Raw genomic sequence first — 19,334 nt, 5'->3', positions numbered from 1 at the left:
TCGATTTCGTAGGTCAAGACGAAGCGTAAGTGTCGGTCCAGGCACCGAGTAGGGGGTACGAGACGTGCAGATCGACAAGCTGCCGGCCATCGAATTCATGGTCAGTGCACCGACGTTGGGGGAGGATATCGCTCGACGCTTGCGACTGCTCATTCACAGCGGCGCGCTCAGCCCCGGTGATCGCCTGCCATCCGAGCGTGAACTGTCTCAGCAACTCGAAGTCGGTCGAGTCAGTGTGCGAGAAGCGGTCCGAATCCTTCAGGCAATGGGATACATCGAGGTGCGACGCGGTGCAACGGGTGGATCGTTCGTTTCGGAGTTGACCAGGCCTTATGAAGACTGGGTTGGGCAGTTGAAAGCGCGAGAAGCAGACATCGACGAAATCGTCGACCTCCGTATCGGGTTGGAAATGCGCACGGCAAGCCTCGCGGCGGTCCGGCGAACCGATCGTCATCTTCTCGAGTTGCTCGAATCCATTGAGCAATTGGGGGTTTCCGGAAGTCGGGGATCGTTCCGGGCTTGTGACGCCAGGTTCCACGGCGGTATCGCCAGAGCGGCGGGAAACAGCAGGTTGGAGGCCGCTGTGGTCGAGGCTCGCGGCGAAATGTTCGTCCCCGTCGATCATCTCGTGTTCGAAGACCAGGTCGAGGCTTCGAGGGTGGAGCACAAGGAAATCTTCGAGGCGATCAAGCGGGGCGACAGCGCTCGCGCGGCGGAGGCAATGGAACGTCACATTCTGCACGCAAAAGACGAGCTCAAACGCTTGGCGCTGCAGGAAGAAGGCTGACGGGAGCGCGAAGAACGGACGGTTCGTCCCGTTTTTCGCAAGTAAAAGTTTTGTGAATTGGGTCCCGAATCGACTTCAATGGTTCTAACATCGCCCGTATGACCCATACTTCCGTCAATGCTTCACGTGATGCATCCGGCGATGACCGAACTCTTCGAGGCTCGCTGGGTACCGGCTCGATAGTCCTCATGGTCGTTGCCGCAGCTGCTCCCCTGACTGTGATCAGTGGTCTTGTGCCGCTGGGTATTTCCGGTGGCAACGGTGCGGGCTTCCCCATGACCTTCGCCGTGACAACCGGTGTACTTCTGCTCTTCGCCGTCGGGTTCACCGCGATGTCGCGTTACATCCCGGGAACCGGAGCGTTCTATCTCTACATCGGACATGGTCTCGGCCGTGGTGCCGGCGTCGGCAGTGCGATGTTGGCCCTCGTCAGTTACAGCACAGTGCAATTGGCCGTATACGGCTACCTCGGCCCGGCAATGAGTTCGTTGATCACCTCCTACGGTGGTCCGGAGGTGCCGTGGTGGATCTTCTCGCTCGCCTCGTTGGCTCTGGTAGCCGTCCTCGGATTTCGTCATATCGAATTGTCGGGCAAGGTGCTCGGCATCCTGTTGATCGCAGAGGTCGGGATCGTAGTCGTACTCGACGCTTTCATCGTCGCCGACGGTGGTCCGGAAGGCCCGTCGACAGCAATGTTCTCTCCGTCGGAAATATTCTCCGGATCCCCCGGCGTCGCATTGGTATTCGCGCTTGCCGGTTACATCGGGTTCGAGTCGACGGCGATCTTCCGTGACGAAGCGAAGGATCCCGCGCGGACTATCCCGCGAGCGACATACGCCGCCTTGATCCTCATCGGCGGCTTCTACGCTCTCTCCAGTTGGGCGGTTGTGACAGCCTGGGGCGACAAGGGTGCAGTGGACATTGCGGGTACTGACCCCGACGGCATGCTGATCACCACTGCCACCGACTTTGCCGGAACGGTGACAGCCCACCTGATTCAAATTCTGTTGGTGTCCAGTCTCTTTGCCGCAGTTCTGTCTCTCCACAATGTCTTGGCCAGATACATCTTCGTTCTGTCGAACACCGGCGTTCTGCCGGGCGCAGGTGGGCGGACGCACCGCGTGCATGGTTCGCCGCACATCGCGTCAGTGGTGCAATCCTGCTGTGCTCTGGTACTTCTCGGAGCTTGCATCGTCATCGGTCTGGATCCGGTGACACAGATCTTCGCGTGGTTCGCCGGCGTTGCAACGGTGGGGATCGTGGCTCTCATGTTGCTCACGTGCCTTGCGGTGCTCGTCTTCTTTCATCGTACGAAGGTCGATCAGCGATTCTGGCACACCAAACTTGCCCCGAGCTTGGGCCTTGTCGGGCTGATCGGATTCGCGATCGCCATTGCCGGAAACCTTCCGCTCCTACTGGGCGGCAACATTCTGGCCGTGGTGATGACCGGGGTGCTGGTGCTCGCGTTTGTCGGTGGATTCCTCTATGCGCGACGACGGAAGCAAGTGAGCTTCGAACTTCCGTCGTGAGAGGGCTTTCGGTGAAATGATGGGTGCACCCGCACTCGAGAAAGCAGGACTCCCATGACGTTCGCGGATCTGGACGGTGACGAACTGTGGAGTTACCTGACGGAGCGTTCAGGATTGCCCGGCCCGCGCGCGAACCTTGGGCTCATGCTCGAGTTCGCGCGCGGCGCCGATGACGACGACATCCTGCTGGCGGCGGAGTCCGAGGACGAATACATCCGCTGCTGTGGGATCGTCGGGCTCGGATTCATCCTTGTTCGTTCACGCGACAAGGCTGTTCTGAACAGTCTCACGGAGGCAACCACCAGTGCGTCGTGGCGTGCACGTGAAGCTGCCGCGATGGCCGTTCAGGCGATAGGCGACACGGATCCGCAATTATTTCGGGCGATCATCGAGCAGTGGTCACGCTCCGCCCATCCATTGACGCTGCGCGCAGCGGCTGCGGGGATCTGCGAGCCACGGTTGCTGAAGGACAAGACCAACGCTGCGCTGGCCGTTCAGGTGTGCCGAGACGCTACCGAGTGGATCGTCTCGCAACCGGCTGATTCCCGTCGTGACGCCGACACACGGACTCTCCGGCAGGCGCTCGGATACTGCTGGAGTGTCGCGGTTGCGGCGGATCCGGAGAATGCCCTGCCGGCATTCGTCTCCCTGGGGGCGTCGGACGACACCGATGTCGTCTGGATCGTGCGGGAGAACCGGAAGAAGGCTCGCCTGCGCAAGGTGCTCGAAAGCTGACCCGTGGAACAGAGTCGTAGGTTATCCTCAGAATTAGAACCTGTTCTAACTACGAGGGGTAGACCATGGCACCGTCCGCAGAGGTAATCCGCAAGACCGTCGACGCCTACATCGAGACCGTTGCGACGGGCACTGCTGCCCAGGTTGTGGCCCTGTACGCAGAGGGTGCAACGGTTGAAGACCCGGTTGGTACCGACGTGCGCACCACCCGCGAGTCCATTCTCGAGTTCTACTCCGTGATCGAGAATTTCGACCAGGAAGCTCACCTCCAGACCCTCCGCATCGCCGGAAACGAAGCGGCATTCCACTTCTCGCTGATCACCAAGCTCGGCGAGCAGACCCTGACCATCGCACCCATCGACGTCATGACCTTCGACGACGACGGAAAGATCCTGTCGATGCGCGCATTCTGGAACCAGGAAGACATGATCACCGCCTGACATGACGGTCAAGACGATCGACGTCGACGGATTCTGTTGGCAGATCGACGATTCCGGTTCCGGGACAGCTGTGGTCATGTGCCACGGCTTTCCCGGCCTCGGATACAGCTATCGCCATCAGTCGGCAGCGTTGGCGGAAGCGGGTTTTCGGGCGATTGCACTCGACATGCCCGGTTACGGCGGCACTACCCGCCCCGACGCGATCGAGGACTACACCAACGACGCCGTCGCGAACCGGCTGATCGACCTACTCGACGCTCTCGGAATCGACAAAGCGGTGTTCGTCGGACACGATTTCGGCGCTCCGGCCGCGTGGACGACAGCGCTTCGTCACCCCGATCGCGTTGCGGGACTGGTCTCCTTGGCGGTTCCCTATGCGCCGGACAGATTCCCGGCCAAGCCCTCGGCCATCTACGCCGCCTTGGCGCGCAAGCACTTTCTGCACATTCACTATTTTCAGGAACCGGGTGTCGCGGAGCGCGAACTCGACGCCCGTCCACGTGAATTCCTTCAGCGGCTCTTCCACGCCTTGTCCGGGGCTTACCGGTACCTCGATGTGTGGAAGAACCCCTCCGAAGGAAACGGCTATCTCGACGTACTTCCCGAGGCGCCGGCGTTGCCGTGGTCGTGGCTCACCGAGGATGATTTGGATGTCTATGTAAAGGCCTTTACTGCAACAGGTTTCACCGGTGGCTTGAACTGGTACCGAGCGTATGACGCCAATTGGGAACGCAGCGCGGATCTGGACGGAGCGCACATCGAGGTCCCGACGCTCTTCGTTGCGGGCGCGGAAGACCCGGTCATCGCGATGAGCGGTCCCAAGGCATTGGACCGAATGAAGGACACCGTCCCCGATCTGCGGGGTGTACATCTCCTCGGCGGTGCGGGGCACTTCGTACAACAAGAACACGCTGCCGAGGTCAATGAACTTTTGATCTCTTTCCTTCGGTCGCTCTAGGCGAAACCGGGCCGAAGGTCTAGCGTTGCGCAGATGCGCACCAGGATCTTCGATCGCGGTATTCGGGTAGGTATCACCGGTGCTCTTGTTGCCGGTTCGCTTCTGGCTCTGGGCGTGTCCGGTGCCGCCGCCGCTCCGCCTTGCCCTGGATCGTCACCCGCCATACTCAGCGCCCAGATTCCGGGTGCGGCCCTCGAGGGTGTCACGGTGGACGGGCAAGGGCGCCTGTATACGACCGACCTGGTGAGTGGGCGGATCTTCCGCGTCGACGGGCCTGGTCAGGCCGCAGTTCCGATCGCGACGGTTCCCGGCGGTGCGGGCGCACTCGCGTGGAGCCCGGACGGTTCACTGCTGGTGGGTACCGGAGCAAACGCCGGCGTGCTGATCGGCGATCTGACGCGTGCTGCGTCGGTCGCGCGGGTGGACGTGAACTCGGGCGCCGTGACGCCGATAGCCGGTGGTCTGAGCGCTGCAAACGGCCTTGCCGTCGCGCACGACGGGACGATCTACGCCACCAACGATTTCGGTTCGCTGATCGGAAAGGTCAGCCCGAATGGTTCCGTCGACCCGGCGTGGGCAACCTTCCCGAGTGCAAACGGCGCTGCCCTGAGCGCCGATAATCGCTGGCTCTACGTTTCGCGCACGTTCGCAAACCCGGGTGTCAGCCGCATCTCCGTGGACAATCCGGGATATTCGGAGTCGTTGGTCGATCTCGGTGGTTTCGAAACCTTTTCTGCCCCAGATGGTTTGACCTTGGACTCGCGAGATCGCGCAATTATTCCCACGGACATCAGTGGTGAGGTGTGGCGGATCGACGGACCCGGCCAGTACTGCTCGCTCACCAGCGGACTGCAAGCGTCGAGTGTGTTGACCTACGGGCGTGGCAATTCCGGGTTCGCGGCCGGGCATCTCTACCGCGCCGGGTTCGACGGAAAGATCTTCGAGATTCCGGCCGGCTTCGACGCGGGCGCCCAGGCCGCAACCCCCTGACGCGACACCCTGACGCGACTTGCCCACTACTGATGCCGGGACTGCCGGAATCGTCCATACTGGTCTGCATGGCGGAAACGAGTGAGATCGACGAGGCCGAAGTGGCCCTTCCCGCGATACCGCAGCCGTTGCTGACCCCGCTCACGGAAGCTGCGATCTTCCTGGTTTTCACCATCGACGAGGGTGGTGAGCAGGCAGTTCACGACGTTCTGGCGGATATTTCCGGGCTGCAACGCTCGATCGGATTCCGGGTTCCCGCCGGTGGCTTGGCTGCCGTCGTCGGCATCGGTTCGGATGCGTGGGACCGACTTTTCGACGGTCCACGGCCGGCGGAATTGCATCCGTTCGTCGAGTTGACCGGTGACAAACACCACGCCCCGCGCACGCCGGGCGATCTGTTGTTTCACATCCGGGCCCGTCAGATGGACCTGTGCTTCGAGTTCGCCACGGTCGTGACCAACAGGTTGGCCGGGGCCGCGTCGGTGATCGACGAGGTCCACGGGTTCAAGTATTTCGAGCAACGCGACCTCATGGGTTTTGTCGACGGTACCGAGAACCCGTCCGGGCAGGCCGCTTACGTCGCGGTCACCGTCGGTGACGAGGATCCGGATTTCGCAGGCAGCAGTTACGTCATCGTCCAGAAGTACCTCCACGACATGTCGGAGTGGAACTCCCTGCCCGTCGAGGAGCAGGAGAACGTCATCGGACGCTCCAAGCTCGAAGATCTCGAGATGGACGACGACACCAAGCCGGCCAACTCCCACACCGCACTCACCGTCATCGAGGACGAATCCGGTGAGCAGATCCAGATTCTGCGGGACAACATGCCGTTCGGCCACGTCGGTTCCGCTGAGATGGGTACCTATTTCATCGGTTACTCGGCGTCGCCTACGGTCACCGAGCAGATGCTCACCAACATGTTCATCGGGAATCCCGTCGGCAATTACGACCGCATTCTCGATTTCTCCACCGCCGTCACCGGAATCAATTTCTTCGTTCCGACGGCGGACTTTCTCGACGATCCCCCGGACTTGCCGACCAGGCTCGTTCCCGAAGCGACGTTCACAGCGCCCATCTCTGACGGTTCTCTCGGAATCGGCAGCCTCAAAAGGAGTGCCCAGCAATGACAAACCTGCACCGCGACCTAGCACCCATTTCGGCAGCAGCCTGGGCCGAGATCGAAGAAGAGGCGAGCCGTACCTTCAAGCGTCACGTCGCCGGTCGTCGTGTCGTGGATGTGGAGGGACCGTCGGGTGACGATCTCGCGGCCATCCCACTCGGGCATCAGGTGCCGATCAATCCCTTGGCCGACGGCGTCATCGCACATGCTCGTCAGTCCCAGCCGATCATCGAACTGCGGGTCCCTTTCACCGTCAGCCGTCAGGCCATCGACGACGTCGAACGCGGCGCCAAGGACTCCGACTGGCAGCCCGTCAAGGACGCGGCCAAGCAGATCGCGTTCGCCGAGGACCGCGCCATCTTCGAGGGATACCCCGCAGCCAGCATCACCGGCGTGCGGGCCAGCGGTTCCAACCCGGAACTGAAGCTACCCATCGACGCCAAGGACTACCCGGAAGCCATCAGCCAGGCGATCACGTCGCTGCGCTTGGCCGGTGTCAACGGACCGTACTCACTGCTCTTGAATGCAGATGCGTTCACCGCGATCAACGAGACCTCCGATCACGGCTACCCCATCCGCGAGCACCTGCGACGCGTCCTCGACGGCGAGATCATCTGGGCCCCGGCCATCGACGGCGCTTTCCTGCTGTCGACGCGTGGCGGTGACTACGAATTGCACCTCGGCCAGGACCTGTCCATCGGCTATCTCTCGCACGATGCGAACTCCGTCGAGCTGTACTTCCAGGAATCGATGACGTTCCTCATGTACACCAGCGAAGCTGTTGTCTCACTTGCGTGAGACCTTTCGAAACCTCTGATACCAGGGTGGGCGAGGCAGTTCGCCGATGTCCTGGAGATGGGCGACAAAGGCCTGGGCATCCGCATGCGAAGACGACTTCGGTCGTCCGTCCGCCCACGCTGTGAACAACTGAAGATAACGATCGCCGAGAGTGTGGCGCACGACCGGAAGGTGGTGCGCCACTTCTCCTGCGCGCTTTCGGAGCAGCGCCGCCGAGACAACGGCGGCTTCGTCTTTGTCGAAGCCTTCGGGCAGTTCGCCACCCGCCACCAGTGCGCGAATCAGCGCCTCTTGACGCTCACCGAGCGTGCTCATGTGCGTGACCAATCGGTGCCCGCGGTGATGCGATCCAGACCAGCTGCGTCGGCGATGGCATCGAGCTCGTCGAGCAATTCCAGTGCCGGCGGATAGTTTCCGTCGCGCTCGAGCATGATGGCGGGATGGTGACCGGCGGCGGTGAACTGCGCAAGGAGTTCCAGCACGGCTTCGGGTACCGGATCGGTGTGCGTGTCGTGGTATTTGCCGTCGCTGACGCTGCCACCGGCGATGTGGCAGTATGCGATTCGCTCGAGTGGTAGCCGGCTCAGCTCGGCCCAGGGATCACGCCCTCGGTTGAGGGCATTGGCATAGACGTTCGCGATGTCGAGAACCAGCAGGGCTCCGGTGCGCTCGACGATTTCCGCGAGAAACTCCCCTTCGGTCAACTCGTCGTCCGGCCAGTCGAACAGGGCGGCAACGTTTTCGACGGCGAACGGCACCGGTAGACCGTCCTGAGTCCGGGTGATGTTGCGTACCAGGGCGTCGACGGCTTCGTAGGTGCGCGGAAGTGGGAGCAGGTGGCCGGCCTCGATGCCGCCTGCACGCACGAATGCGATGTGCTCGCTCGCCAAGGGAGCGCCCAGTAGCTGAGCTGCATGCGCAAGGTGATCGATCCGTGCCTGATCTACCGCCTCGGCCCCGCCAAGTGAGAGCGAGATTCCGTGCGGGATCACCGGAACTCCGAGCGAGCCGAGGTGCGGCGGTATCTCGTTTCCGACGGATTCGGCAATGACTTCGCAGAATGCCAGGCCGTCGAGCTGCGCGATGATTCCGGAGACCTCGGGGCGCCAACCGATTCCCAGGCCGTACAGGGTCATTCGAATCACCTCCCGTGTGCAACTGCTAACGGCGACTATAGACGGATCAGGCGGGCAGCCAGTTGGGTCCCGGACCGTTGCCTTCTTCGAAGATCAGCCACGTTTTGGTCGAGAGAACCCCGTCGAGTCCCTGGAGTTCTTCGAGAACGGTGTGGCGTAGTTCCTGGTTGTCCGGGGCACGGACCAGCACCAGAACGTCGAAGTCGCCGCCGAGGAGGGAGAAGTGCTCGACAAACGGCAGGGCCTTCAAGGACGCCGCCAGACCTCGCCACGAGTGCTGCCGGATCGAGAGTGCCACGTACGCCGAGGAGCCGAGTCCGGCCTTCTCATGGGCGATCCGCGTCGTGAATCCGGTGATGATTCCGGCGTCCTCGAGCCTTTCGATGCGGACGTAGGCGTGAGCGCGGGATATGTGCGCCTTTTCAGCCAGTGCACGCATGGAGATGCGACTGTCTGCGACCAGTTCGGCGATGATGCGGCGGTCGATCGCATCGAGAGCGTGCGGTTCGGTGGCCATCTGTCCATTCCTGGTTCGGTAGTCGAGTCGGTTGATGGACATATTGCTGCCCGAATCCTCATGATAGGCCGTTTGTCTTGAATCCTCGACGCTTGCTGCCATTACGTCGCCGAAGTGCGAATACTGATGGACACAACGTCTTCTGGAGGTAGAAGTGACACTTGTCGAGCCCTTGGGGGAACTGCGGTATCAGAAGTTCCTGCCGGCCGATTCTGCGGTGCAGTACCTCGACCCTGCCGGAGAACTGACGCGCAGCGAGGCCCGCTACGCAAAACCGAGCGACGATCGCCTGATCGCGATGTATCGAAAGATGTTCCTGGGCAGGCGTTTCGACCAGCAGGCTACGGCACTGACCAAACAGGGGCGCCTGGCCGTGTATCCGTCCTCGCGAGGGCAGGAGGCATGTCAGATCGCGGCAGCGATGAGTCTGGAGCCGAGTGACTGGCTCTTCCCCACCTACCGGGATTCGATGGCGTTGGCCGCCCGGGGTGTCGATCCGGTGCAGATTCTGAGCATGCTCGCCGGCGACTGGCACTGCGGATACGACCCGGTCGCACTGCGCAGTGCGCCGCAGTGCACCCCGCTGGCAACGCAATTGCTGCATGCAGCGGGGGTGGCCTACGGGGAGTCTCGACGGGGCTTGAACACCGTCGCCTTGGCGCTCTGTGGTGACGGCGCCACCAGTGAGGGCGATTTCCACGAGGCGCTGAACTTCGCCGCCGTCTTCAAAGCGCCGGTGATCTTTCTGGTGCAGAACAACGGATTTGCGATTAGCGTGCCACTGTCGCGCCAAAGCGCAGCACCGACATTGGCGCACAAGGGCGTCGGCTACGGGATCGGCAGCGAGCAGGTAGACGGCAACGATCCCGTCGCGATGATGGCCGTCATGGACGAGGCAGCGCGCTTCGTTCGCAGCGGAAACGGACCGGTGATCGTCGAGGCACACACTTATCGCATCGAGGCACATACCAATGCCGACGACGCCACCCGCTACCGCGACAGCGCCGAGGTGGAAGCCTGGCTCGGGCGAGATCCGTTGCCGCGTCTCGAAAAGTATCTGCGCGCACACGATCTGATCGACGACGCGTTCGTGGAATCGCTGACTGCAGAGGCAGAAACCGCGGCCGCCACACTGCGCGCCGGCATGAACGTCGACCGCCCGCACGATCCGCTCGATCTGTTCCGGTACGTCTTCGCCGAGCAGACACCGCAATTGCGTGAGCAACAAGCCCAACTCGAAACCGAACTTGCTGCCGAAGCCGCTGACACAGGGGGACACTGACCATGCCCATGCTCACGATGGCTCAGGCCCTCAACACCTCGCTACGCGACTCTCTGGCTGCGGACGACAACGTTGTCGTCTTCGGTGAGGACGTCGGCACCCTGGGCGGCGTTTTCCGCGTCACCGACGGCCTCACCCGCGACTTCGGCGACGACCGATGCTTCGACACTCCCCTCGCCGAGTCCGGCATCATCGGATTCGCAATCGGCATGGCCATGGCCGGTTTTCGTCCGGTCGTGGAAATGCAGTTCGACGCGTTTGCCTATCCGGCGTTCGAGCAGATCGCCTCCCATGTGGCGAAGATCCGCAACCGCACCAAGGGCGCGCTGTCGATTCCGATAGTCATTCGTGTTCCTTTTGCCGGCGGTATCGGCGGGGTGGAGCATCACTGTGATTCCAGTGAGGGCTACTACGCGCACACACCCGGACTGAAGGTTGTGGCGCCGTCCACGGTGGAAGATGCGTACTCGCTGCTACGTTCGGCAATCGAGGACCCCGACCCCGTGATCTTCCTCGAGCCCAAGAAGCTGTACTTCGCGCGAGCAGATGTCGAACTGACCGCACGTGAGCCGATCGGTCGCGCCGTCGTCCGTCGCCCCGGTCGTGACGCGACGCTCATCGCCTACGGTCCGTCCGTGGACGTTGCACTGAGGTCCGCCGAGGCCGCTGCAGCCGAGGGCCGGGACATCGAGGTGATCGACATCCGCTCGATAGTGCCGTTCGACGACGAGACGGTCACCGCATCGGTGCGAAAGACCGGACGCTGCATCGTCATCCAGGAAGCGCAGGGTTTTGCCGGTGTGGGTGCAGAAATTGCTGCCCGCGTGCAGGAACGGTGTTTCCACCATCTCCATGCCCCGGTGCTCCGGGTCGGCGGCTTCGACATCCCCTACCCCGCTCCCAAGCTCGAGCGTCACCACCTGCCCAGCATCGACCGGGTCCTGGACGCCGTCGACCGTCTGCAGTGGAACGACGCCCCGGACACCCGTTGGGCGGTGACGGCATGAGCAATCAGGTATTCATGCTCCCCGATCTGGGTGAAGGTCTGGCCGAGGCCGACATCGCGGAGTGGCACGTCAAGGTCGGCGACGTGGTCACCATCGATCAGATCGTCGTCGAGGTCGAGACCGCGAAAGCTGCTGTGGATGTGCCCATCCCGTTCGCCGGAACCGTGATCGAACTCCACGGCAAAGCCGGAGACACCCTGAAGGTGGGCACACCGCTGATCACTGTGAGTGGTGGCGAGAGTGTCGACGCGGTCGTTTCGGCCAACCACGAGCGCTACCGCGAAGAGGAACGCGCCGGTTCGGGCAACGTCCTGATCGGCTACGGCACCAGCGAGGATGCACCTCTGCGCCGCCGCAGAGCGGCTCCGTCGGTACGCGTGATCTCGCCGATCGTTCGTAAACTGGCCTCTGACAACAGTATCGACCTAACCACGATTTCCGGTTCGGGCGCCGGCGGAGTCATCACGCGCGCCGACGTCGAGGCCGGGTCGAACACCGGCACGGAATTGGAAACGTCACACGCGGCCGACCAGCGGATCCCGATCAAGGGACTACGCAAGGTGGTTGCCGACAAGCTGTCCACCAGCCGCCGTGAGATCCCGGACGCAACAACCTGGGTTGACGTCGACGCCACCGAACTCTTGGCGGCGCGAGCCGAGATCAACAAGTCACTGCCCGATTCCGACAAGATCAGCCTGATGGCGCTCCTGGCTCGGCTGACGATCGCTGCGTTGGCGCAGTACCCCGAACTGAACTCGTCGGTCGATACTGCTCGAGGCGAGATCGTCCGACACGCCCGCACCCACCTGGGGATCGCCGCGCAGACACCGAAGGGATTGATGGTACCGGTCATTCGAAATGCGGACGCCCTGAGCACCGTCGAACTCGCACAAGCACTTCGGGTGACCACCGACCTTGCCCGCGACGGCAAGCTCGAACCCGCCCGCCTGACCGGCGGCACGTTCACGCTCAACAACTACGGGGTATTCGGGGTCGACGGATCGGCTCCGATCATCAATCACCCCGAGGCGGCAATTCTGGGGATCGGACGCATCATCGACAAGCCGTGGGTCGTGAACGGCGAGTTGACCGTTCGTAAGGTCACTCAGATCTCGTTGAGCTTCGACCACCGCGTCTGTGACGGGGGCGAAGCCGGCGGATTCCTGAGGCTGTTCGGTGACTACATCGAGAACCCGATCCGCGTCCTGGGAAGGCTCTGATGACCAAGGCTCCGATGACAACTGCAGAACCCCACAGCGACGTCGTGATCCTCGGTGGAGGATCGGGCGGCTATGCCTGCGCCATCCGCGCCGCCCAACTCGGATTGTCGGTCACGCTGATCGAAGCGGACAAGGTCGGCGGAACGTGCCTGCACCGCGGATGCATCCCGACCAAGGCACTGCTGCATTCCGCCGAGGTGGCCGATTCGGCACGCACCAGTGAGCAATTCGGTGTCCGGGCATCTTTTGCCGGCATCGACGTCGCGCAGGTGCACGACTACAAGAACGGGACAGTCGAGCGGCTGTACAGCGGTCTGCAAGGCTTGTTGGCGCAACACAAGATCACCATCGTCAACGGATACGGGACGTATGTCGGTGGGCGAAGCATCGACGTCGACGGAACCCGCTACACCGGAACATCACTCGTTCTGGCCACCGGCTCGTATCCGCGGGAACTCCCCGGCATCGAACTCGGCCGACGGATCGTCACCAGCGACCAGGCACTCGAACTCGACCGGGTGCCCACCAGCGCAACGGTACTCGGTGGCGGTGTCATCGGCGTCGAGTTCGCAAGCCTCTGGCGCTCGTTCGGCGCCGAAGTAACGATCGTCGAGGCACTCCCCCGACTGATCGCCGCCGAGGACCCGTGGTCGTCGAAGCAGCTCGAACGGGCCTATCGTAAACGCGGAATCGTGTGCAAGACAGGTACGAAGATGGTTTCCGCGAAAGAAGCAGCCGATTCGGTCCGCGTCCAACTGGGCGACGGAACGATATTCGACACCGACCTACTGTTGGTCGCCGTCGGCCGCGGACCCCGCACGGACGGTAGCGGTTTCGCAGAAAACGGAATCAACCTCGACAAGGGGTTTGTCGTCACCGACGAACGCCTTCGCGCGTCCGTGGACGGTGTGTACGCGGTCGGTGACATCGTGCCCGGTCTTGCATTGGCGCACCGAGGCTTCCAGCAGGGAATCTTTGTGGCCGAACAGATTGCCGGCAAGGATCCGATACCGGTCGCCGAACATCTGATTTCTCGCGTGACGTACTCACATCCCGAAGTTGCATCGGTCGGACTCGACGAAGAGGCGGCGCGCACGCAGCACACCGACGTCTCCACCGTCATCTACGACCTGGCAGGTAACGGCAAGAGTCAGATCCTGCGAACTACCGGTGGAATCAAAGTGATTCGAAGCGGAACGAAAGGCCCTGTTGTCGGAGTTCACCTGGTGGGAGACCGCGTCGGCGAACTGATCGGTGAGGCGCAGTTGGCCGTTGCCTGGGAAGCACTTCCCGATGAAGTGGGGCGTTTCATCCACGCGCACCCCAGTCAGAACGAAGCGTTGGGCGAGGCCATGCTCGCACTCGCGGGAACACCACTGCACGCCCACAACTGACCCGAAGACAGAAAAGGAGATTCAATGAGTATCGACGACGAACTGCGCTGGGACGGTGAACTGACCGTCACTCGCCATGATCGGGAGACCGGCACGACTTTCGTGATTCGAATCGACTCCACCCGTCTGGGACCGGCGTCGGGTGGCACGCGGGCCGCTCACTATCCCTCGATCGGCCACGCTCTCGCGGACGCCGGGAAGCTCGCCGGTGCAATGACTTTGAAGATGGCTGTCTCCGACCTGCCGATGGGTGGCGGGAAGTCGGTGATCGCACTGCCAGCACCGCGCAATCAGATCGACGCCGCAACCTGGTCTCGTATCCTCGGCATCCACGCCGAGAACATCGACAAGCTCGAAGGAAACTACTGGACCGGTCCCGACGTCAACACCAACTCTTCCGACATGGATCAGCTCAGTCGCACCACCAGATACGTCTTCGGGCGTTCGGTTGACAACGGTGGCGCCGGTTCCAGCGCGCACGCCACCGCTCTGGGTGTGTTCGAAGCGATGAAGGCCACGGCGCGTCGCCGAGGACTCGGAACACTCGACGGCCGAACGGTACTGGTACAGGGGCTCGGCGCCGTCGGCGGCGACGTCGTCCGTCTCGCAGCGCAGGCTGGCGCACGTCTGCTGGTTGCCGATACGGACCCGCAGCGCCTCGAGGCGGCTTCTCTCGCGGGGCACACGGTCGTTCCTGCCGGCGAGGTCCTCCGAACACCGTGTGACCTCTTTGCCCCCTGCGCGATGGGAGGCATCATCGATTTCGCTGCGGCTGCGTCGATTCCGACTCTGGCCGTGGCGGGCGCAGCAAACAACATCTTGACCGATGCCGCTGCCGGTGAGGTTCTGCGAGACCGCGGGGTTCTCTGTGCCCCTGATTTCGTCGCGAACGCAGGCGGAGCCTTTCACCTCGTGGGGCGAGAAGTCCTGGGGTGGAACGAAGACGACGTCGTCGAACGAACCCGCGGGATCGGTCGAACCTTGGACGAGGTGTACTCGTTGAGCGAGGAACGTGGCATCACTACCGAGGCCGCAGCGCTTATGCTCGCCCGGGCGCGGCTATCCCCCGCATCCACCGCCGCCGCCACATCCGCCGCCCCCGCTGCAGCTGCTGCCTCCCCCGCCTGAACCGCCACCGTCCGAACCCCCGCTACTTCCGCTGCCGTCGGCACCGATTCCGGCGGCGGAGGCCAAGGCGGGATTGATCATCAGCATCGCCGAACCGGCGAAGAGAGCAGCGGACATTCCCGCCAAACGCGGTCCGTAGGCGGAGAAGGCAGGCTTGTTGCGCGGGGACAGGTAGGCGTGTGCCGTGGTCAGTTCCGAACGTGCCGCCTTGCCAGAGGTGGTTCGATCGAAGTTGAGCCCGAGCAGCGGGATGCTGAACCCGGTGACGAGTACGGCGAGAATCAGAAACTCGACGGGCTTGTCGTTGTGCAGTCCGAAAGCAATGCGGACGATACCCACGGCCACCAGGATCTTCAGCGGAACTGTGGAGAGAAAGATTGAACGCCTGGCGCTGTCGGAGGTCAGGTATCCCCGGTCCGCCAAAGAGTTTCGTAGGCGAGCTGTTTCCACCGTCATACGCTCGGCGAGTTGCCGCCGACGATGGGGTAGAGCCTGCTGGGCCAGGCGCTGGTACACGGTGAGGGTGTACCAGTCCAGGGTCTCGTCGCCAGGGCCCGACGGGCGCAGGACAGCGCCGTCGGTGGTGATCAGGTCAGCGCTACGCAGGATTGCCAATGATGCTGCGATGGCGCGTGACTCGCCGGTGAGCATTCCGACTTCCGGAGGCGTCAGTTGCTCGGCGGAATACCCGTGCTCGGTTGAGTACCCGTGCCGGCGTGCCTGGATCATCAGACGCCACCCCAGAGTGAGAACCATGAGCGTGGCCGAAACGGCTATGTAGCCGTAGAGGAAATCCTCGCTGGGGATCCCCCAAGTGTCGACTGCATGCGTGCTCATCCCCCACACCCCCCGCCGCCGCAACTGCTCCCACTGCCGCCACCGCCGTCCGAACCGGATGATCCGGATGAGGAGCCACAACTGTAGTAGCTCGAACTTCCGCCACCCGGGCTGTACGCGGCGCCCGCAGCTACCGCTCCCGCCAGCGCCGGATCGATCAGAACCAGAGCGCCCGCACCGAAGAGCGCCGCCGACAGCCCGGCGAGCGAGGGACCGTAGCTCGTGTACGCGGGCCGCAGTTTCGGTGAGAGGTACGAGTTTTCGTGCTTGAGGCGTCGAAGCTCGCTGTCTCCCAAAGCTGTCCGACGACGCTTGATGCGAAGAAGTGGAATCATCAGAGCGAGAACGATGATGGTGAGGAGCAGGAACCCGACCGGCTTACCGCCGGCGATTCCGGCGACGAGACGGACTACGCCGAGAGCAATGACCGCCACGATCGGAACGGTCCGAAGGGCAGCGGTCAGACCGTCCTGCTGGCGTTGCAAATATCCCTCGTCGATCAACGTCGTACGTAGTTGTGCGAGTGCGACGTTCAGCCGTCCCATCAGACGCACCTGCCGCAGCGGGACCTTTCCGTTGCCGAGCCGCTTGTGCACCGTACGGGTGAACCAGTCGAGACGATTCTTGTCCTCCGCAGTGAGTGCCAGCTTGGTCTTGCCTTCGGTGCTGATCAGCTCGGCGCTGCGCAGAATAGCCATCGACGCCAGCACCGCTTGGTAGTCACTGGTCAAGGCACCGATCTCGGGAGGAGTGAGCGGCCGACGGAGAGCGTCGACGACCACCGGTGACCGGCGCGCAGTCATTCGGCTGTACAGCGAGAGTCCGATCGCGACGGCAGCCGCCACCAGGTACCACTGAAGGAAAGTCTGGCTGGGGATCCCCCATGTATCCGTATGATCATGCATCGCACACCACCTCTCGATGAACTCCTGAGACAAGTCCAGTCTCTTTGTCCGACAACTGATGTCAGTATCGGGCCAGTGCCCGGAAAAGCGATATCCGGATGGCCATCGTCACCATTCCGTTACCGCCGAACTGGGGATTTACCGGCCGGTAGGTCGAAGCACGATCTCCGTGGGGTGTGCGTCGGACGGTGTTTCGACGGCAGTGAGTACGGCACGCGCCACAGTGGAGGCTTTCAGGAAGCGCTCAGGGTCGTACTCGTCGCCCTCACCCGCGACGATGTCGCGCTGCATGTCGGTGTCGATCCGTCCGGGGTGAATGGAGGTGACCCGCAGTGCCGGCTCTTCCAGGCGCAACGCATCTCCGAAAGCGCGCAGGGCGAACTTGCTGGCCGCATACGAGCCCCAACCGGCGTTGGCGCGCAGTCCGGCACCCGAATTGATCAGTACGACGTGGCCACCGGCTGCCCTGAGGGCAGGAAGGAGGACACGCGTGAGTTCGGCGACGGCGATGACGTTTGCCTCGAGGGTGCGTCGCCACTGATCGACCGAGGATTCCTCGATGGTTCCGATGTCGGCCACGCCGGCGTTGTGTACCAGCACGTCGAGCGTCGTGATGGACGAGGCGGCGGCGGCGACGGCGTCGTAGTCCGTGAGGTCGAGGGGTAGGGGCGTCGATCCGGGCAGTTCGGCGCAGATCGGCTCGAGGGCTTGTGCGGATCGTGCACCGAGCAGCAGGTCGTGTGTCGGCGCCAGTTCGCGTGCGATGGCAGCTCCGAGGCCGCGACTGGAACCGGTGATCAAGGCAGTAGGACGCATGGTGCGAGCCTATCGAGTGAGGATTGTTCGGCCAGACGAACTTGTGTATTTGTTTACCCACATATTAGAGTTCGACCATGACGACACCCGACGCGAAGAACTTCCGCCGCCTGGGAATTGCCGCCCTCGCCGCCCTGCTTCTGTCCAGCTGTTCTGCGGTGAGTTCTGGCTCCGACGACGACCGCCCGGTGGTGCTCACCACGTTCACCGTGCTGTCGGACATCGCCCAGAACGTTGCCGGCGATCATCTTCGCGTCGAGTCGATCACCAAGGCGGGGGCCGAAATTCACGGCTACGAGCCGACGCCCGGAGACATTCGGCGGGCGAGCGAAGCCGATCTGATCCTCGACAACGGCATGAACCTCGAGGCGTGGTTCGCGAAATTCGTCAACGGACTGGACGTGCCACACGTCGTGGTCAGCGACGGCGTCGAAGGCATTCCGATCGCCGGCGACGCGTATGCGGGCAAGCCCAATCCGCATGCATGGATGTCTCCGTTGAATACGCAGATCTACGTCGACAACATGGTGACTGCTTTCAGCGACCTCGACCCGGACAACGCCTCGGCATTTGCGGAGAACGGCGCGAAGTACAAGACGGAACTGCAAGCAGTGCAGGACGGCCTGGTCAGTGGCCTGGCGGCATTGCCCGCAGGTCAGCGCGCACTTGTCAGTTGCGAGGGTGCGTTCTCCTATCTGGCCAGGGACGCGGGACTCAGCGAGGCGTACATCTGGCCGGTCAATGCCGAGCAGCAGGCGACGCCGCAGCAGATCATCGCCGCGATCGACTTCGTCCGAGCCAATTCCGTTCCCGCCGTCTTCTGCGAGTCGACGGTCTCGGATGCCCCCATGCAGCAGGTTGTCGGGGCGACCGGCGCGAAGTTCGGCGGAACGCTGTACGTCGATTCGCTGTCCGAAGCCGACGGTCCCGTGCCCACCTACCTGGACATGATTCGCCACGACACCGACGTCATCCTCGGCGGTCTGACCGGCGGTAAATCATGAACGAAGCCATTCGCGTCGAAAACGTCAGCGTTCACTACGGCGAGGTCCACGCACTGGACCACGTCGATCTGACGTTGAACTCGGGTAGCGTCTGCGGACTGATCGGCATGAACGGTTCAGGAAAGTCGACTCTGTTCAAAGTGATCATGGGGATGATCAAGCCGGACAACGGTTCTGTCAGAATCGCCGGTCTCGACGCAGCCACTGCGCGCAAGAGCGGCCGCGTCGGATACGTGCCGCAGAGTGAAGACGTCGACTGGACCTTCCCGATCAGCGTCCGTGACGTCGTGATGATGGGCAGGTACGGTCACCTCGGATTCTTGCGACGTCCGCGGCGTGCAGATCGCGAGGCGGTGGCAGAGGCCCTCGAGCGGGTGGAACTCACCGAATTTGCGGATCGTCAGATCGGTCAGCTCTCGGGTGGTCAGAAGAAGCGCGCGTTCGTCGCACGCGGCATCGCGCAGGACGCGTCGATACTGTTGCTGGACGAGCCGTTTGCGGGCGTCGACAAGCGTTCCGAGGCAACGATTTCTACGCTGCTACGAGAGTTGGCTTCCGACGGCCGGTCGATCTTGGTCTCGACCCACGATCTCCACGCTGTGCCGAAACTCTGCGACGAGGCGGTACTGCTCATGCGCAAGGTCCTGGTGCATTCCGACCCGGACACCGTGCTGCAACCGGAAAACCTCGCCCTGGCTTTCGGTCTCGACGTGATGGACAGGACCTGATCG

General features: G+C 62.7%; 21 protein-coding genes. 15 read left to right on the top strand and 6 right to left on the bottom strand.

Going from position 1 to position 19,334, the window contains the following annotated elements:
- Positions 1-64 precede the first annotated feature (64 nt).
- From AOT96_RS10215 to AOT96_RS10180, 8 genes are all read left to right on the top strand, one after another.
- Positions 65-787, top strand: a complete 723-nt coding sequence (locus AOT96_RS10215) for a FadR/GntR family transcriptional regulator (RefSeq protein WP_021332595.1) — start codon at positions 65-67, stop codon at positions 785-787.
- A 98-nt stretch (positions 788-885) separates the two neighbouring features.
- Entirely contained in the window at positions 886-2,316 is a 1,431-nt protein-coding gene (locus AOT96_RS10210; RefSeq protein WP_051720950.1) for an APC family permease, read from the top strand.
- A 54-nt stretch (positions 2,317-2,370) separates the two neighbouring features.
- Positions 2,371-3,051 (top strand): hypothetical protein, encoded by a 681-nt coding sequence (locus AOT96_RS10205; RefSeq protein ID WP_065351674.1) that lies wholly within the window; start codon positions 2,371-2,373, stop codon positions 3,049-3,051.
- A gap of 65 nt (positions 3,052-3,116) precedes the next feature.
- Complete coding sequence (locus AOT96_RS10200; protein ID WP_003942502.1) at positions 3,117-3,491, top strand: nuclear transport factor 2 family protein; 375 nt, start codon at positions 3,117-3,119, stop codon at positions 3,489-3,491.
- Between the two features lies 1 nt (position 3,492).
- Positions 3,493-4,449, top strand: a complete 957-nt coding sequence (locus tag AOT96_RS10195; RefSeq protein WP_065351673.1) for an alpha/beta fold hydrolase — start codon at positions 3,493-3,495, stop codon at positions 4,447-4,449.
- A 33-nt stretch (positions 4,450-4,482) separates the two neighbouring features.
- Positions 4,483-5,439 (top strand): SMP-30/gluconolactonase/LRE family protein, encoded by a 957-nt coding sequence (locus tag AOT96_RS10190; protein ID WP_054827735.1) that lies wholly within the window; start codon positions 4,483-4,485, stop codon positions 5,437-5,439.
- Positions 5,440-5,507: 68 nt separating this feature from the next.
- Complete coding sequence (locus tag AOT96_RS10185) at positions 5,508-6,566, top strand: Dyp-type peroxidase (protein WP_042447536.1); 1,059 nt, start codon at positions 5,508-5,510, stop codon at positions 6,564-6,566.
- Positions 6,563-7,357, top strand: a complete 795-nt coding sequence (locus AOT96_RS10180; RefSeq protein WP_003942478.1) for a family 1 encapsulin nanocompartment shell protein — start codon at positions 6,563-6,565, stop codon at positions 7,355-7,357. Before AOT96_RS10185 ends, AOT96_RS10180 begins: the two co-directional genes overlap by 4 nt.
- On the opposite strand, the gene AOT96_RS10175 is transcribed toward AOT96_RS10180, so the two are convergent.
- Genes AOT96_RS10175 through AOT96_RS10165 form a run of 3 tightly spaced genes read right to left on the bottom strand, consistent with a single transcriptional unit; the run spans position 7,346 to position 9,010 of the window.
- Positions 7,346-7,672 carry a hypothetical protein gene (locus AOT96_RS10175; RefSeq protein ID WP_007729071.1) on the bottom strand — a complete coding sequence of 109 codons (327 nt, stop codon included), beginning with the start codon at positions 7,670-7,672 and terminating at the stop codon, positions 7,346-7,348. The two genes, AOT96_RS10180 and AOT96_RS10175, sit on opposite strands and share 12 nt — an antisense overlap.
- Positions 7,669-8,493 (bottom strand): DUF692 domain-containing protein, encoded by an 825-nt coding sequence (locus AOT96_RS10170; RefSeq protein ID WP_065352813.1) that lies wholly within the window; start codon positions 8,491-8,493, stop codon positions 7,669-7,671. Before AOT96_RS10170 ends, AOT96_RS10175 begins: the two co-directional genes overlap by 4 nt.
- 46 nt (positions 8,494-8,539) lie before the next feature.
- Positions 8,540-9,010 (bottom strand): Lrp/AsnC family transcriptional regulator, encoded by a 471-nt coding sequence (locus AOT96_RS10165; protein ID WP_042447206.1) that lies wholly within the window; start codon positions 9,008-9,010, stop codon positions 8,540-8,542.
- Between the two features lie 154 nt (positions 9,011-9,164).
- Between AOT96_RS10165 and pdhA the strand changes: the two genes are divergently transcribed.
- From pdhA to AOT96_RS10140, 5 genes are read left to right on the top strand one after another with little or no spacing between them, the layout of a single operon-like run.
- A complete protein-coding gene (pdhA, locus tag AOT96_RS10160) occupies positions 9,165-10,292 on the top strand; it encodes a pyruvate dehydrogenase (acetyl-transferring) E1 component subunit alpha (protein ID WP_065351672.1) in 1,128 nt (375 codons plus the stop codon).
- Positions 10,293-10,294: 2 nt separating this feature from the next.
- Positions 10,295-11,299: an alpha-ketoacid dehydrogenase subunit beta gene (locus AOT96_RS10155; protein ID WP_065351671.1), complete on the top strand. Its 1,005-nt coding sequence runs from the start codon at positions 10,295-10,297 to the stop codon at positions 11,297-11,299.
- Positions 11,296-12,519, top strand: a complete 1,224-nt coding sequence (locus AOT96_RS10150) for a dihydrolipoamide acetyltransferase family protein (protein WP_065352812.1) — start codon at positions 11,296-11,298, stop codon at positions 12,517-12,519. The genes AOT96_RS10155 and AOT96_RS10150 overlap by 4 nt, the downstream gene beginning before the upstream one ends.
- Positions 12,519-13,913: a dihydrolipoyl dehydrogenase gene (lpdA, locus tag AOT96_RS10145; RefSeq protein ID WP_231917425.1), complete on the top strand. Its 1,395-nt coding sequence runs from the start codon at positions 12,519-12,521 to the stop codon at positions 13,911-13,913. Before AOT96_RS10150 ends, lpdA begins: the two co-directional genes overlap by 1 nt.
- Before the next feature lie 24 nt (positions 13,914-13,937).
- Complete coding sequence (locus AOT96_RS10140) at positions 13,938-15,041, top strand: Glu/Leu/Phe/Val dehydrogenase family protein (RefSeq protein WP_065351670.1); 1,104 nt, start codon at positions 13,938-13,940, stop codon at positions 15,039-15,041.
- Here the strand turns inward: AOT96_RS10140 and AOT96_RS10135 are convergent.
- The 3 genes from AOT96_RS10135 to AOT96_RS10125 form a co-directional block, all read right to left on the bottom strand.
- The gene (locus tag AOT96_RS10135) at positions 14,973-15,878 is read right to left on the bottom strand and encodes a TIGR04222 domain-containing membrane protein (RefSeq protein WP_065351669.1); all 906 of its coding nucleotides are present in this window, start codon (positions 15,876-15,878) and stop codon (positions 14,973-14,975) included. The genes AOT96_RS10140 and AOT96_RS10135 overlap by 69 nt on opposite strands.
- On the bottom strand, positions 15,875-16,783 hold the full coding sequence (locus AOT96_RS10130; protein WP_065351668.1) for a TIGR04222 domain-containing membrane protein: 909 nt from the start codon (positions 16,781-16,783) through the stop codon (positions 15,875-15,877). Before AOT96_RS10130 ends, AOT96_RS10135 begins: the two co-directional genes overlap by 4 nt.
- Positions 16,784-16,921: 138 nt before the next feature.
- On the bottom strand, positions 16,922-17,599 hold the full coding sequence (locus AOT96_RS10125; RefSeq protein WP_007729052.1) for an SDR family oxidoreductase: 678 nt from the start codon (positions 17,597-17,599) through the stop codon (positions 16,922-16,924).
- Between the two features lie 77 nt (positions 17,600-17,676).
- Here AOT96_RS10125 and AOT96_RS10120 point away from each other — a divergent pair, with 77 nt between their 5' ends.
- A complete protein-coding gene (locus AOT96_RS10120; RefSeq protein WP_007729050.1) occupies positions 17,677-18,603 on the top strand; it encodes a metal ABC transporter substrate-binding protein in 927 nt (308 codons plus the stop codon).
- Positions 18,600-19,331 carry a metal ABC transporter ATP-binding protein gene (locus tag AOT96_RS10115; protein WP_003942501.1) on the top strand — a complete coding sequence of 244 codons (732 nt, stop codon included), beginning with the start codon at positions 18,600-18,602 and terminating at the stop codon, positions 19,329-19,331. The genes AOT96_RS10120 and AOT96_RS10115 overlap by 4 nt, the downstream gene beginning before the upstream one ends.
- Positions 19,332-19,334 lie beyond the last annotated feature (3 nt).

It is taken from the genome of Rhodococcus sp. 008, assembly GCF_001682295.1.
Taxonomy (GTDB): domain Bacteria; phylum Actinomycetota; class Actinomycetes; order Mycobacteriales; family Mycobacteriaceae; genus Rhodococcus_F; species Rhodococcus_F qingshengii.
Note: the sequence above shows the minus strand (reverse complement) of the source record. Positions and strands in the feature narration are given on the sequence as shown.